Here is a 13,445-nt window from a genome sequence, read left to right on the forward strand (position 1 = left end):
TTCGCCCCTCATCGTAGCGCCGGGGGCCAGCCGCACTGTGCGGCAAGCCGCCGGCGCGCGCAACACCTGTCGCCCAGGCGATAGTTGCCGCGGCAGCGCGCACAATCCAGGGGTCGCGCCCTGCCCTGTCCGTCCATGCTGCACAGTCCCTGCTCTCCCGCCGCCAACTTCCTGCAAAGCCAGCCCTGGCACGCCAGCCTGGCGCCCGAGGAGCAGCTGCGCGTCCTCGAGCGCCTGACGCTGGTCGAGGGGGGCAAGGGCGACTGCCTGCTGCCCTTGGGGGCGCAGGTCCAGGGCTGGTACGCCGTGCTGTCGGGCCTGGTCAAGCTGCAAAGCGCCTCGGCCGAAGGGCGGGTCCAGGCCTTCCTGGGCGTTCCCGCCGGCGAATGGTTCGGCGAGGGCTCGGCGCTCAAGGCCGAGCGCCGGCGCTACGACGTGATCGCCCTGCGCGACACCACCCTGCTGTGCCTGCCGCTGCCGGTGTTCGAGGCACTGCGCCAGTCCAGCCTGGCCTTCAACCAGTACCTGGTGGCCCACCTGAACCGCCGCCTGGGCCAGGCCATGGCGCTGATCGAGGCCGAGCGGCTGCGCTCGGCCGAAGAACGCGTGGCGCTGTACCTGAGCCGGGTGTTCTGGCCGGGCGCGCGCCGCCTCAGCCTGTCGCAGGAGGAGCTGGGCCACCTGACCGGCCTGTCGCGCCAGACCGTCAACCGCGTGCTGGGCCAGATGGCGCGCCAGGGCCTGGTGTCGCTGAAGTTCGGCCGGGTGGATATCCTGGACGAGCCCGCGCTGCTGGGCCACGAGGCGGGCAAAAGCCCTGGCGCGCCCAAGCCTGTGGGCGGCCGGGGACAATAGACACATGGACATGCCGGTGCAAGCCCCCCAAGACATCCCCTCCCAGGCAGACAGCGGGCTGCACTGGCGCAACCGCTTCGCCGCGCTGGGCCCGGCCTTCTACACGCGGCTCATGCCCCAGCCGTTGCCCGCGCCCCACTGGGTCGCGCGCAGCCAGGCCATGGCGCGCGAGCTGGGCCTGGCGCCGGAATGGCTGGATTCGCCGGCCGCGCTGGCCGTGTTCAGCGGCAACCAGGGCCTGGCCGGCAGCGAGCCGCTGGCCAGCGTCTACAGCGGCCACCAGTTCGGCGTGTGGGCCGGCCAGCTCGGCGACGGACGCGCCATCCTGCTGGGCGAGCTGCTGACGCCGGACGGCCGCGGCCTGGAGCTGCAACTCAAGGGCAGCGGGCGCACGCCCTACTCGCGCATGGGCGACGGGCGCGCCGTGCTGCGCTCCAGCATCCGCGAATTCCTCTGCAGCGAGGCCATGCACGCCCTGGGCATTCCGAGCAGCCGCGCACTCTGCGTGACCGGCTCGCCGGCGCCGGTGCGGCGCGAGGAGATCGAGACCGCGGCCGTGGTCACGCGCGTGGCGCCCAGCTTCATACGCTTCGGCCATTTCGAGCATTTTTCCTACAGCGGCCAGCACGAGCAGCTGAGGGCCCTGGCCGACTTCGTGATCGACGCCTTCTACCCCGACTGCCGCGCCGGCAGCGGCTTCAAGGGCAACGCCTATGCCGCCCTGCTGGAAGCCGTCAGCGCACGCACGGCGGCCATGGTGGCGCAATGGCAGGCCGTGGGCTTCTGCCATGGCGTCATGAACACCGACAACATGAGCATCCTGGGCCTGACGATCGACTACGGCCCGTTCCAGTTCCTGGACGGCTTCGACCCCGGCCATATCTGCAACCACAGCGACCCGCAAGGCCGCTACGCCTACCACCGCCAGCCCAACATCGCCTACTGGAACCTGTTCTGTCTGGGCCAGGCCCTGCTGCCGCTGATCGAGGAGCAGGAACTCGCGCTGGCCGCACTCGAGCCCTACAAGGCGGTGTTTCCGCGCGAGCTCGACGCCCGCATGGGCGCGAAGCTCGGCCTGCAGGATGCCGCGCCGCAGGACCGCGAGCTCACCGAGTCCATCCTGCAGCTGATGGCCAAGGAGCGCGTGGACTACACGATTTTCTGGCGCCGGCTGTCGCGCCATGTGGCCGGCGAGCCGGTGGACGCCGTGCGCGACCTGTTCCTGGACCGCGCCGGCTTCGACGACTGGCTGGGCCGCTTCCGCGAGCGCTCGACGGGCCTGGCCTCAGCCGAGCAGTCCGCTCGCATGCTCGCCGTCAACCCCAAGTACGTGCTGCGCAACCACCTGGGCGAAGTCGCGATCCGGGCCGCGAAACTCGGCGACTTCTCCGAGGTCGAACGCCTGCTGGCCCTGCTGGAGCATCCGTTCGACGAACAGCCCGGCATGGACGCCTATGCCGGCTTCCCGCCCGACTGGGCATCCTCCATAGCAATCAGCTGCTCATCATGACCCCTCCCATCCAGAAAACCGAGGCGGAATGGAAGGCCCTGCTGGCCGACAAGGGCGCCGAACCCGTGGCCTTCGAGGTCACCCGCCACGCCGCCACCGAGCGCCCCTTCACGGGCAAGTACGAGCGCCACTGGGCCGACGGCAGCTACCACTGCATCTGCTGTGGCGCCAAGCTGTTCGAGTCGGGCACCAAGTTCGACGCCGGCTGCGGCTGGCCCAGCTTCTCCCAGGCCGCCGTGGATGGCGCGATCGAGGAGCGCGTGGACCGCAGCCACGGTATGCTGAGAACCGAAACCCTGTGCGCCCACTGTGGCGCCCACCTGGGCCATGTGTTCGAGGACGGCCCGGCGCCGACCGGCCTGCGCTACTGCATGAACTCGGCCTCGCTAGACTTCACGCCTCGCTAGGGCCTGTTCACACTGTTTTTGCCAGATGCGTTGCGGATCAAAAAGGTCATGCGCAAGGCGCGAAACGCAGCCGGGGTCGGCCCCCGGCAAGGCTTCGCAACGCGGCGCATGGCCTTTTTGGCCGCAACCCGAAGGGAACGTGGTTAAAAGCGCGCCACTCGTTGTTGCACTCCTAGCCCAGGCGGCCAGCCTGGGCGTCGTCGCGCGCCTAGATTGGCGCACTTTTAACCACGTTCGCACTGGCAAAAACAGTGTGAACAGGCCCTAACCGGCCTTTCCGCCATCGCATGAAAATCCTGCTCGACTTCTTTCCCATCCTGCTGTTCTTCGCAGCCTACAAGTTCTACGGCATCTACGTCGGCACCGGCGTGCTGATGGCCGCCACCGTGCTGCAGATGGCCACCATCTACGCCATCGACCGGCGCCTGCAGACCATGCACAAGATCACGCTGGCCCTGGTGCTGGTGTTCGGCGCGCTGACCCTGGCGCTGCACGACGAACGCTTCATCAAGTGGAAGCCCACCGTGCTCTACGCGGCCATGGCCGTGGCGCTGGCCTTTGCGCTCTGGGCGCTGAAGAAGAACTTCCTGCAGATCCTGCTGGGCAGCCAGCTCAGCCTGCCGCCGCGCGTGTGGCACCGCCTCAACCTGGCCTGGATCGCCTACTGCGCCTTCATGGCCGCGCTCAACGGCTATGTGGCGGCGCTCTACAGCACCGAGGACTGGGTCAACTTCAAGCTCTGGGGCTACGCCTTCCCGCTGGTCTTCATCCTGGGCCAGGGCATCTACATCTCGCGCTACCTGCAGGGCGAGGACTCCGCCGGCCGCCCGTCCGGCGGCTCGGGCCGTTGAAGGGGCGCGGCATGGACAACCTGGCCTCCCGCATGGACGCGCGCCTGCGCGCCACCCTGCAGCCCACCGCCCTCGAGGTGATCGACGAAAGCCATGACCATGCCGGCCACGCCGGGGCCGATGGCACGGGCTTCGGCACCCATTTCCGGGTGCGCATCGCCTCGCCGCTGTTCACTGGCCGCAACCGCGTGGCGCGTCATCGCCTTGTGTATGATGCGCTGCAAGATTTCATCGCCCAGGGCGTACACGCCATCGCGATCGAAGTGCTTTGAGTGCGCTGCGGGCCCCTGCCCGGCGGCCGTTGAACCGAATCCATCGAGGAAACACCCATGAAGAAACAGCTCCTGTTGGCCGCCCTGGCCGCAGCCATGGCGCTGCCCGTGGCGGCGCAGAACGTCGCCATCGTGAACGGCAAGGCCGTGCCCAAGACCCGCATCGACGCGCTGGCGCAGCAGGTCGCGCGCTCGGGCCGTCCGGTCACCCCGGAACTGCAGGGCCAGCTCAAGGAAGAAGTGATCGCCCGTGAGATCTTCATGCAGGAGGCGCAAAAGCGCGGCCTGGACGCGAGCGAGGACTACAAGAACCAGCTCGAGCTGGCGCGCCAGACCATACTGATCCGCGAGCTGTTCGCCGATTTCCAGAAGAACAACCCGGTCACCGACGCCGACATCAAGTCCGAGTACGACAAGTTCGTCGCGGCCAACGGCGGCAAGGAATATCGTGCCCGCCACATCCTGGTCGAGAAGGAAGACGAGGCCAAGGCCATCATCGCCCAGCTCAAGAAGGGCGGCAAGTTCGAGGACATCGCCAAGAAGTCCTCTAAGGACCCCGGCTCCGGCGCCAACGGCGGCGACCTGGACTGGGCCGGCGCCAGCAACTACGTGGCCGAGTTCTCGGCTGCCATGGTCAAGCTGAACAAGGGCCAGACCACCGACACCCCGGTCAAGAGCCAGTTCGGCTGGCACGTGATCCGCCTGGACGACGTGCGCGAGGCCCAGCTGCCCAAACTCGACGAGGTCAAGCCCCAGATCGCCCAGCAGTTGCAGCAGCAAAAGCTCGGCAAATACCAGGAAGACCTGCGCGCCAAGGCCAAGGTCGAGTAAGCGACCGGTCACCCTACCGACAACGCGGCTTAGGCCGCGTTGTTCGTTTGGGGCCCCGGATGACGAAGGCGCCGCAGGGTCCGCAGCGAACCGCCTGCGCCTCGAAACAGAGGTAACAGATCGTCATCCCCGACCGGCCGCGCCGCCATGCTCATCGGCCCCCAAGCCGCATGGCGCCACGCTGTGCGGCGCATGCACGGCCTATCCGCAGCACGCCACAGGAACGCTTCGCCACAGGCCAGGGGAACCTTGCGCAGCCCGGGTAGCCGAACCAGAATCTCTGGCACAACATCGATCGAGCAGGGATGCTGAGACTCGCCAAATGGAGCGCCGTGCTGGCGCTGGTTCTGGGACTGCTGCTGGCGGCAGGCGCTCTGTTCATCGCCCGTTTCGACTGGAACCTGGCCCGCCCCTGGCTCAACGTCACGGTGTCCCAGGCCACGGGCCGGCCGTTTTCCGTCGAGGGCGAACTCTCGGTGCGCTGGCAGTGGCCGCAGCAGGGGCCGGAGACCGGCTGGCGGCGCTGGCTGCCGGCGCCCACGGTGACGGCGCGGCAGCTGGTGCTGGGCGATCCCCTCTCCGCGGCGCCGCCACTGGCACCGGCCTCCGCGCCGGCCATGGTCCGCGTCGAGCAGGTCCGCGCCCATGTCGCACTGCTGCCGCTGCTGCGCCGGCAAATCCTGGTCCGCGACCTGGTGCTGACCCGGCCCGAGTTGTGGCTGCGCCGCGCCAGCGACGGCCGCCACAACTGGAGCTTCGCCTTGCCCCCCGCCTCGGATGCCGATGCCGGCTGGCGCGTGCGGCTGCAGACCCTGGTCATAGGCGAGGGCCGGCTGGCGCTGGAAGACGCGCTCAAGGACCTGCACCTGCAGGCCCAGTTCGACACCCTGCCCCCGGCACCTGCGGGCTCGCCGGCCAGCGCCTACGGCCTGGCTTTCCGCTTCAGCGGCCGTCACGTCAAGGCCCCGTTGACAGGGTCGGGCCAGGCGGGCCATATCCTCTCGCTGGGCGCGGCACGGCTGCGTTTTCCGCTGTTGCTGCAGGCGCAGACCGGCAAGCTGCAGCTGCGCGCCGAGGGTGTGCTGCGCGAGCCGGCGGCACTGGCCGGCATGGACCTGCGCGTGGCGCTCAGCGGGCGCAGCATGGCCGACCTGTTCCCCCTGACCGGCCTGGTGCTGCCCGAGACGCCGCCGTTCCAGACCAGCGGCCGCCTGGTCGGCAGCCTCAAGCCCGAGCAGGCGGTGTGGGACTACCGCGACTTCAGCGGCCGGGTGGGCGACAGCGACCTGCACGGCAACCTGACCTACACCTCGCGCAAGCCGCGCCCGCTGCTGGAAGGCACCATGTTCTCGCGCCGGCTGCGCCTGGCGGACCTGGGGCCGCTGATCGGAGCGAACAGCGAGACGGCGCGCCGGGCCAAGGTGCTGCCCAACGACGCCTTTGCCACTGCGCGCTGGAAGACCATGGACCTGGACCTGCGCTTCAGCGGCGAGCAGATCGTGCGCGATGCCCGCCTGCCGCTCGAGCGGCTCAGCGTGCATGCGCGCCTGGAGGACGCCGTGCTGACGCTGGCGCCGCTGCGCTTCGGCATCGCCAGCGGGCAGCTGGACTCCGAGCTGCGGCTGGACGCGCGCAGCCAGCCGCTCAAGAGCAGCCTGCGCGGCGAGGTGCGCGCGCTCAAGCTGGCCGACCTGTTCCCCAAGGTGGCCCTGATGCAAAAGAGCTTCGGCCAGATGGACGGCGCGCTGGCGCTGCAGGCCACAGGCGACTCGGTGGCGCGCATGCTCGGCAGCAGCACGGGCGAGGTCAAGCTCTATGTGCGCGACGGCGTGCTGAGCAAGCAGCTGCTGGACCTGGCGGCGCTCAACCTGGGCAGCGTGCTGGTGAGCCGGCTGTTCGGCACCGACCGCGAGGTCAAGCTGCGCTGCGCGGTGGCCGACCTGCCGGTGCGCGATGGCCTGGTGCAGATCCGCAACCTCAAGCTCAGCACCGACGAAGCCCTGGTGGACGTGACCGGCACGGCCAACCTGGCGACCGAGCAGCTGGACCTGCACATCCGCCCCGAGTCGCTGGGCCTGAAACTGCTGTCGCTGCGTACCCCGCTCTACGCCCGTGGCAGCTTTGCCGATCCCCAGGTCGGCCTGGAAAAGGGGCCGCTGCTGCTGCGCGCGGGCGCCGCCGTGGCGCTGGCCGCGCTCTCGCCGGTGGCCATGGCCGCCCTGCCCGTCACCGTGCCGGGCGCCGAGGACGACGCGCAGTGCAAGCCACTGCTGGCGGCGGCGAAGCTCCGGCCTTCGTCCGCCGCCGGGCGTTAGGCCCTGAGCCTTTGCCCCAGGCAAGCCAAGGGCGTGAGCGGGGTGCAGGGCGCGGCGCGCGCCGAACCCAACCCTTGACGCTGATCAACGGCCACGACAAACTGGGCTTGCGTTTCGACTGCAAGCCCTGTGAAATGCACGTGGTGGGCAAGATCCGGCGCTCGGTGCTGAACCAGGCGCCTGCCGTGCCCATGAAGTTCTACAAGACCCGGCCGGAGGCCTCGCCCTCCCGAGGCCGGCATGAAAGGAGTCTGGCCATGAAAATCCTGCTACCCGTGGACGGCTCCGAACTTTCCCTGCACGAGGTGCGCTTCGCGCTGCGCCTGGTGGCCCAGGGCCTGCAGGCCAGCTTCCTGCTGGCCAACGCGCAGGAGCCGGCCAGCCTCTACGAAATCGTCAAGGCGCCCGACGCCGAGGTGCTGGAAAACGTGAGCCACGCCGCCGGCGAGCACCTGCTGGCGTCGGCCGAGGCGCTGCTGCACGACGCCGGCATCGCCTACGAGCACGAGGTGGTCACGGGCGACCCGGCCCACGCCATGCTGGAGCTGATCGAGCGCCACGGCTGCGACATGGTGATCATGGGCACCCACGGCCTGGGCGTGCTGCGCACCGCCTTCCAAGGCTCGGTGGCGCAGATGCTGGTGCAGTCCTCGCCGGTCCCCGTGCTGCTGGTCAAGCCCCCCGAGGAAGCGTCCACCGAGGAAGAAGCGGAAGCCGGCGCCGACGAAGGCGCATGAGGGTCGGCAGCGACTGGCATCTGCGCGAGGCGCAAGAGCTGGCCAGCGAGCAAGGCGTCGATCCAGCCAGCGGCCTGCACGCCGACGAGGCCCTGCGCCGCGCCAGCCTGCATGGCCGCAACCTGCTGGCCACGCAGGCGCCGCGCAGCGCCTGGACCCTGCTGGCCGAGCAGTTCGGCGATTTCATGATCCTGGTGCTGATCGCCGCGGCCGTAGTCTCGGGCCTGGTCGGCGACCTGGTCGACACCCTGGTGATCCTGGTGATCGTGCTCTTGAACGCACTGATCGGCTTCGTCCAGGCCTGGCGCGCGGACCGCGCGATGGCGGCGCTGCGCCAGCTGGCGGCCGCCCAGGCGACGGTGCTGCGCGGCGGCGAGCCGCATCTGGTGCCGGCCAGCAGCCTGGTGCCGGGCGACATCGTGCTGCTCGAGGCGGGCAACCAGGTGCCGGCCGACCTGAGGCTGATCGAGATTTCCCAGCTCAAGGTCGACGAGTCGGCGCTGACCGGCGAGTCGGTCTCGGTGGAAAAGCGGAGCGCGGCGCTGGACCGCGGGGCCCATGCGCTGGGCGACCGGCTCAACATGGCCTTCAAGGGCACGACCGCCACGCACGGACGCGGCCGGGGCCTGGTGGTCGCCACCGGCATGGCGACCGAGCTGGGCAAGGTGGCACGCCTGATGGCGCAGGCCGAGGACCGCAGCACACCGCTGCAGCGCCGCCTGGCGGCCTTCGGCCAGCGCCTGGCCTGGGCGGTGCTGGCCATCTGCGCCGTGGTCTTCGTGGTCGGCGTGCTGCGCGGCGAGGCGCCGATGCTGATGATGCTGACCGCGATCAGCCTGGCGGTGGCGGCGATTCCGGAGGCGCTGCCGGCCGTGGTCACGGTGCTGCTGGCCCTGGGCGCGCGCCGCATGGTGACGCTCAATGCGCTGATCCGGCGCCTGCCCTCGGTCGAAACCCTGGGCTCGGTGACCCACATCTGCTCCGACAAGACCGGCACCCTGACCCAGAACCGCATGCACGTGGAATGGCTGCTGGTCCAGGGCCGGCGCTGGACGCCCGGCGATCCGCTGCCCGGCCCCGCCCATGGCGAGGCGCTGCGCGCCGCCGCGCTGTGCAACGACGCCCGGTGCCAAGCCGCGGCCGCCCATGGCGAAGGCAGCTGGCTGGGCGACCCGACCGAGACCGCCCTGGTGCTGGCGGCCCATGCAGGCGGGCTGGACAAGACGCAGCTCGAGCGCGACAACCCGCGCGTGCAGGAGCAGCCCTTCGACGCCGAGCGCAAGCGCATGACCACCTTCCACCGCGCGGCAACGGCGGCCGGCGGCGGTTTCGTGGCCTACACCAAGGGAGCGCCCGAGTCGGTGCTGCCGCGCTGCGTGGCGCAGTGGACGCCGCAGGGGCCGGTCGCGCTGGACCGCGCCGCGGCGCTGGAGACCGCCCAGGCCCTGGCGGCCCAGGGCCTGCGCGTGCTGGCTCTGGCCAGGCGCGACCATGGCCGGCTGCCCGACACCAACGCGCTCGAGACGGTGGAGGACGCGCTCGAGCTGCTGGGCCTGGTCGCCCTGATCGATCCGCCGCGGCCCGAGGCCGCCGCCGCGGTGCGCGACTGCATGGGCGCCGGCATCACGCCCGTCATGATCACCGGCGACCACCCGGCCACGGCGCGCGCCATCGCCCTGCGCCTGGGCATCGTGAGCCAGGCCGACGCCCCGGTGCTGACCGGCGCCGAGCTGGCCGGGCTCGACCAGGCGCTGCTGAGCGCCCGCGTGCTGCAGGTGCGCGTCTACGCGCGCGTCGACCCGGCGCAGAAGATACGCATCGTCGAGGCCCTGCAGGCGCATGGCCGCTTCGTCGCCATGACCGGTGACGGCGTCAACGACGCGCCGGCCCTCAAGCAGGCCGACATCGGCGTGGCCATGGGCCGCGGCGGCACCGACGTGGCGCGCGAGGCCGCCAGCCTGGTGCTGCTGGACGACAACTTCGCCACCATCGTGGCGGCCGTGCGCGAGGGCCGGCGCATCTACGACAACATCCGCAAGTTCGTGCGCTACACCATGACCAGCAACTCGGGCGAGATCTGGACCATCTTCCTCGCCCCGCTGCTGGGCCTGCCGATCCCGCTGCTGCCCATCCACATCCTCTGGGTCAACCTGGTCACCGACGGCCTGCCGGGACTGGCCCTGGCGGCCGAGCCGGGCGAGCGCGGCCTGATGCAGAGGCCGCCACGGCCGCCCGGCGAGAGCCTGTTCGCCCACGGCCTGTGGCAGCATGTGCTGGGGGTCGGCCTGCTGTTCGGCGGCCTGTGCCTGGCCGTGCAGGCCTGGGCCCTCGCTGGCGGCCACGCGCACTGGCAGACCATGGTATTCACCGTGCTGACCCTGGGCCAGATGGCCCATGTGCTGGCGATCCGCTCGGAAACCGAGCCGCTGTGGCGCCTCGGCCTGGGCTCCAACCGGCCGCTGCTGGCCGCCGTGCTGCTGACCTTCGCGCTGCAGATGGCGACCATCTACGTGCCCCTGCTCAACCCCATCTTCAAGACCCAGCCGCTGTCCGCCGCGGAGCTGGCGATCTGCCTGGGCGCCGCCGCCCTGGTCTGGCTGGCGGTCGAACTCGAGAAGGCCTGGCGCCGGCAGCGCGCGCGGCCGCTCGAGGATTTCGCCGCCGACGCGCCGCTGAAGCCATGAACCCGCTGAGCATCGGCGAACCCTGGATGTGGAGCGCCTTCATCGCCTTCCTGGTCGCGGTGCTGGCGCTGGACCTGTTCGTCTTCGGCGGGCGCCTCGCGCACCGCGTGTCCGTGCGCGAGGCGCTGGCCTGGGTCGGCGCCTGGCTGGCCCTGGCGCTGGGCTTCGCGGCCCTGCTGTGGTGGTACCTGGACCAAAGATTCGGCGCCGAGATCGCGCAGCGCAAGACGCTGGAGTTCCTGACCGGCTACCTGATCGAGCAGTCGCTGTCGATCGACAACATGTTCGTCTTCGTCATGATCTTCGGCTATTTCGCGGTGCCGCCGGAGTTGCAGCGCCGCGTGCTGCTGTACGGCGTGCTGGGCGCCATCGTCATGCGCGCCGTGATGATCCTGGCCGGCGTCTGGCTGGTGCAGGAGTTCGCCTGGCTGCTCCATGTGTTCGGCGCCATCCTGGTCTTCACCGGCGTCAAGATGCTGATCTTCGCCAAGCGGGCCCCCGACCTGGAAAAGAACCCCCTGCTGCGCTGGCTGCGCGCCCGCTTGCGCATCACCGAGGGCTTTCGCGGCGAGCGCTTCTTCGTGCGCGAGAGCGGCCTGCGCTGGGCGACGCCTATGTTCCTGGTGCTGGTGCTGATCGAGGCCAGCGACCTGGTGTTCGCGATCGACAGCATTCCGGCCATCTTCGCCGTCACCACCGACCCCTTCATCGCCTTCACCTCCAACATTTTCGCCATCATGGGCCTGCGTGCGCTGTACTTCGTGCTCGCCGACATGGCGGGCCGCTTCTACCTGCTCAGGTACGGGCTGGCCATGGTGCTGGTGTTCATCGGCGGCAAGATGCTGGCCGGGCGCTGGGTCCACATGCCTATCCAGTGGTCGCTGGCCATCGTCGGCGGCATCATCCTGGTGTCCGTGATATTGAGCCTCGCCCTGCCCAAGGGCAACCAGCACGTGACGGGGGAAGAACCATGAAGCAGGCACAGCCACCGGCGACGCCGGCCCGGACCGAGCGCGACGGCGACGCGCGCCTGGTGGGCGTCGTCCTGGACGGCGCCAAACCCTTGCCGCCCCAGCCGGACGACACATGGCTGGTCGCCATCGACGGCTCCCAGCATTCGCTGCGCGCGGCCGCCCAGGCCGCCCAGCTGGCCAAGCGAGGCAGGCACTGCGCCATCCATCTGGTGCATGTGCAGCCCTGGCTCAGCAAGGAGGCGGCCGAGATCGAGTTGGCGCAGCGGGGCTGGGAGGCCACGGCCGAGGCCCGCGCGCTGCTCGACCGCAGCGGTATCGCCTGGCGCCTGCATGTGCTGATGGGCGACCCAGCCGAGCGCATCGCGGCGCTGGGCGCCGAACTCGGCTGCCGCGGCATCGCGATCGGCAGCCAGGGGGTGGGCGCGACCGTGGGCCTGCTGCTGGGCTCGGTCGCCTACAAGCTGCTGCACCTGAGCCAGACGCCGGTGCTGCTGGTGCGCTGAGAGCTGGAGGCGCGGGGCAGCAGGCCCTAGTCTGGCGCCCGGTAAAGCAGCACCTTGAGGGAACGGTCGGCCGACACGTCGGCGAACACCGGCGGATTGGGCACGCGCTCCACGAACGACAGCTGCGGCGCCAGCGCCTGCATCTGGTCCTGCAGGAAGGCCATGCCCAGCTCGGGCGCGTTCAGGCACAGCAGCGCGTGGCCGCCGGGCGCCAGCAGGTCCGGCAGGCGGCGCATGAGGCGGGCGTAATCCTTGGTGGCGACGAAGCTGCCCTTCTGGTAGCTGGGCGGATCGAGGATGATCAGGCCGTAGGGGCCGCCGCGGCCGATCTTGCCCCAGGAGCTGAAGATGTCATGCGGCAGGAAGCTGGCACCGCCCGCGAGGCCATTGAGCTGGTGGTTCTGCTGCCCGATGGCCAGCGCGCCGTGGCTCATGTCCACATTGACCACCTGCGCGGCGCCCGCCTGCCGCGCCACCACCGAGAAGGCGCAGGTGTAGGCGAACAGGTTGAGCAGCTTGATCCCCGGGCGGTCCGCCACATGCTCGCGCACCCAGCGCCGCCCGCCCGCCATGTCCAGGAACAGGCCGTGGTTCTGCCCCTTGAGCACATGCACCCGAAAACGGGCGCCCTCCTCGGTCACCACGTGCGGCTCGGGCACGCCGCCCGCCATCAGCCGCGTCTCGGCGCGGCCCCCATGGCGGCACTGGTAGACCCAGTGGAGCGGCTGACCGGGAGCCAGTTGCTGCCAGCGGGCCGACAAGGCCGCACCAAGGGTGGCCAGTTCCTCGTCGCTGGCCGGTTGAAAGCTGGTCAGCAGCCAGACCGGGGGAAAGGCGTCCAGCACCCAGTGCTCGCAGCCGGGGTGGAGGCCGCCCCGGCCGTGGAACACGCGCTGGGCGTCGGCAGGAAGGACCATCGTCGCGATGGCGTTCAGCAAGGCTTGCATGGTGGAGAGCGTCCGCAGAAATCCAAAGGGCGTGCTGGGCCAGGGCCGATCGGTTCAACGCGGCCGCTCGAAGCCGCCCTCCACCCAGGCCTGCGCACTCGAACTGTTGAGCTTGAAGGCCTGAGACACCGCCACCCGGGCGATCTCCTCGCCGAACGCATCCTGCGCGCTCAGCGTGGCGGTGGCGCCCTCCTCGTCCGGCACGATGGCCAGCACCACCTCCAGGCGACGGCCGTCCACCGTCACGCTGATGCGCTTGTTCAGCAACGCATGGAGCTGCTGCTCGTGGCGGCGCCGCACCTCGTTGGCCGTCTTGACCAGCGTGTGGAAGGCCGGCGCGTCGAGCGGCTTGGGGTTCTTCTTGTCGCGTCCCATGGTCCAGGGCCCCACCAGCGCAGGCTCGGATTCGCCGTGCAGCGTCATCGCCACGGCCCAGCCATCGTCGTCCTCGTTCTTGATCACGCGCGCGGTCCAGCGTTCGTCGCTCCACAGGCGCGCTTCCTGGATCGTCACGGGGCTGTCTTCTGTCATGGTTTTCCGGCGAAAAAGCCGCCAAGCA

General features: G+C 70.1%; 13 protein-coding genes and 1 pseudogene. 12 read left to right on the plus strand and 2 right to left on the minus strand.

Going from position 1 to position 13,445, the window contains the following annotated elements:
• The first annotated feature begins 135 nt into the window (after nt 1-135).
• The 12 genes and pseudogenes from FFS10_RS03255 (at nt 136) to FFS10_RS03310 (ending at nt 11,939) form a co-directional block, all read left to right on the plus strand.
• The gene (locus tag FFS10_RS03255) at nt 136-855 is read left to right on the plus strand and encodes a Crp/Fnr family transcriptional regulator (RefSeq protein WP_137891422.1); all 720 of its coding nucleotides are present in this window, start codon (nt 136-138) and stop codon (nt 853-855) included.
• 10 nt (nt 856-865) lie between these two features.
• Entirely contained in the window at nt 866-2,365 is a 1,500-nt protein-coding gene (locus FFS10_RS03260; protein ID WP_171016068.1) for a protein adenylyltransferase SelO, read from the plus strand.
• Entirely contained in the window at nt 2,362-2,772 is a 411-nt protein-coding gene (msrB, locus tag FFS10_RS03265; RefSeq protein WP_137891426.1) for a peptide-methionine (R)-S-oxide reductase MsrB, read from the plus strand. The genes FFS10_RS03260 and msrB overlap by 4 nt, the downstream gene beginning before the upstream one ends.
• Nucleotides 2,773-3,059: 287 nt before the next feature.
• Nucleotides 3,060-3,623 carry a septation protein A gene (locus FFS10_RS03270; RefSeq protein ID WP_137891428.1) on the plus strand — a complete coding sequence of 188 codons (564 nt, stop codon included), beginning with the start codon at nt 3,060-3,062 and terminating at the stop codon, nt 3,621-3,623.
• An 11-nt stretch (nt 3,624-3,634) separates the two neighbouring features.
• Nucleotides 3,635-3,895 carry a BolA family protein gene (locus tag FFS10_RS03275; protein WP_137891430.1) on the plus strand — a complete coding sequence of 87 codons (261 nt, stop codon included), beginning with the start codon at nt 3,635-3,637 and terminating at the stop codon, nt 3,893-3,895.
• A 57-nt stretch (nt 3,896-3,952) separates the two neighbouring features.
• Nucleotides 3,953-4,726 (plus strand): peptidylprolyl isomerase, encoded by a 774-nt coding sequence (locus tag FFS10_RS03280; protein ID WP_137891432.1) that lies wholly within the window; start codon nt 3,953-3,955, stop codon nt 4,724-4,726.
• A 305-nt stretch (nt 4,727-5,031) separates the two neighbouring features.
• Nucleotides 5,032-7,041 (plus strand): AsmA family protein, encoded by a 2,010-nt coding sequence (locus FFS10_RS03285; RefSeq protein WP_137891434.1) that lies wholly within the window; start codon nt 5,032-5,034, stop codon nt 7,039-7,041.
• Nucleotides 7,042-7,268, plus strand: a pseudogene (locus tag FFS10_RS03290) (collagenase-like protease); the annotation flags it as partial. It abuts the gene before it with no gap.
• Nucleotides 7,269-7,298: 30 nt separating this feature from the next.
• Entirely contained in the window at nt 7,299-7,778 is a 480-nt protein-coding gene (locus FFS10_RS03295; protein ID WP_137891564.1) for a universal stress protein, read from the plus strand.
• The gene (locus FFS10_RS03300) at nt 7,775-10,462 is read left to right on the plus strand and encodes a cation-translocating P-type ATPase (protein ID WP_137891436.1); all 2,688 of its coding nucleotides are present in this window, start codon (nt 7,775-7,777) and stop codon (nt 10,460-10,462) included. Before FFS10_RS03295 ends, FFS10_RS03300 begins: the two co-directional genes overlap by 4 nt.
• The gene (locus FFS10_RS03305; RefSeq protein ID WP_137891438.1) at nt 10,459-11,436 is read left to right on the plus strand and encodes a TerC family protein; all 978 of its coding nucleotides are present in this window, start codon (nt 10,459-10,461) and stop codon (nt 11,434-11,436) included. The genes FFS10_RS03300 and FFS10_RS03305 overlap by 4 nt, the downstream gene beginning before the upstream one ends.
• Complete coding sequence (locus tag FFS10_RS03310; RefSeq protein ID WP_137891440.1) at nt 11,433-11,939, plus strand: universal stress protein; 507 nt, start codon at nt 11,433-11,435, stop codon at nt 11,937-11,939. Before FFS10_RS03305 ends, FFS10_RS03310 begins: the two co-directional genes overlap by 4 nt.
• Nucleotides 11,940-11,965: 26 nt before the next feature.
• On the opposite strand, the gene FFS10_RS03315 is transcribed toward FFS10_RS03310, so the two are convergent.
• On the minus strand, nt 11,966-12,886 hold the full coding sequence (locus tag FFS10_RS03315; protein WP_137891442.1) for a class I SAM-dependent methyltransferase: 921 nt from the start codon (nt 12,884-12,886) through the stop codon (nt 11,966-11,968).
• 54 nt (nt 12,887-12,940) lie between these two features.
• Nucleotides 12,941-13,417, minus strand: a complete 477-nt coding sequence (locus tag FFS10_RS03320; protein WP_137891444.1) for a hypothetical protein — start codon at nt 13,415-13,417, stop codon at nt 12,941-12,943.
• Nucleotides 13,418-13,445: the final 28 nt, after the last annotated feature.

Source organism: Ramlibacter sp. 2FC (assembly GCF_005503345.1).
GTDB lineage: Bacteria > Pseudomonadota > Gammaproteobacteria > Burkholderiales > Burkholderiaceae_C > SCMQ01.

What these genes read in the sequence shown, in the direction of transcription:
- FFS10_RS03255 (WP_137891422.1), top strand. Translation starts at nt 136, where the DNA reads ATGCTGCACAGTCCCTGCTCTCCCGCCGCCAACTTCCTGCAAAGCCAG.
- FFS10_RS03260 (WP_171016068.1), top strand. Translation starts at nt 866, where the DNA reads ATGCCGGTGCAAGCCCCCCAAGACATCCCCTCCCAGGCAGACAGCGGG.
- msrB (WP_137891426.1), top strand. Translation starts at nt 2,362, where the DNA reads ATGACCCCTCCCATCCAGAAAACCGAGGCGGAATGGAAGGCCCTGCTG.
- FFS10_RS03270 (WP_137891428.1), top strand. Translation starts at nt 3,060, where the DNA reads ATGAAAATCCTGCTCGACTTCTTTCCCATCCTGCTGTTCTTCGCAGCC.
- FFS10_RS03275 (WP_137891430.1), top strand. Translation starts at nt 3,635, where the DNA reads ATGGACAACCTGGCCTCCCGCATGGACGCGCGCCTGCGCGCCACCCTG.
- FFS10_RS03280 (WP_137891432.1), top strand. Translation starts at nt 3,953, where the DNA reads ATGAAGAAACAGCTCCTGTTGGCCGCCCTGGCCGCAGCCATGGCGCTG.
- FFS10_RS03285 (WP_137891434.1), top strand. Translation starts at nt 5,032, where the DNA reads ATGCTGAGACTCGCCAAATGGAGCGCCGTGCTGGCGCTGGTTCTGGGA.
- FFS10_RS03295 (WP_137891564.1), top strand. Translation starts at nt 7,299, where the DNA reads ATGAAAATCCTGCTACCCGTGGACGGCTCCGAACTTTCCCTGCACGAG.
- FFS10_RS03300 (WP_137891436.1), top strand. Translation starts at nt 7,775, where the DNA reads ATGAGGGTCGGCAGCGACTGGCATCTGCGCGAGGCGCAAGAGCTGGCC.
- FFS10_RS03305 (WP_137891438.1), top strand. Translation starts at nt 10,459, where the DNA reads ATGAACCCGCTGAGCATCGGCGAACCCTGGATGTGGAGCGCCTTCATC.
- FFS10_RS03310 (WP_137891440.1), top strand. Translation starts at nt 11,433, where the DNA reads ATGAAGCAGGCACAGCCACCGGCGACGCCGGCCCGGACCGAGCGCGAC.
- FFS10_RS03315 (WP_137891442.1), bottom strand. Translation starts at nt 12,886, where the DNA reads ATGCAAGCCTTGCTGAACGCCATCGCGACGATGGTCCTTCCTGCCGAC.
- FFS10_RS03320 (WP_137891444.1), bottom strand. Translation starts at nt 13,417, where the DNA reads ATGACAGAAGACAGCCCCGTGACGATCCAGGAAGCGCGCCTGTGGAGC.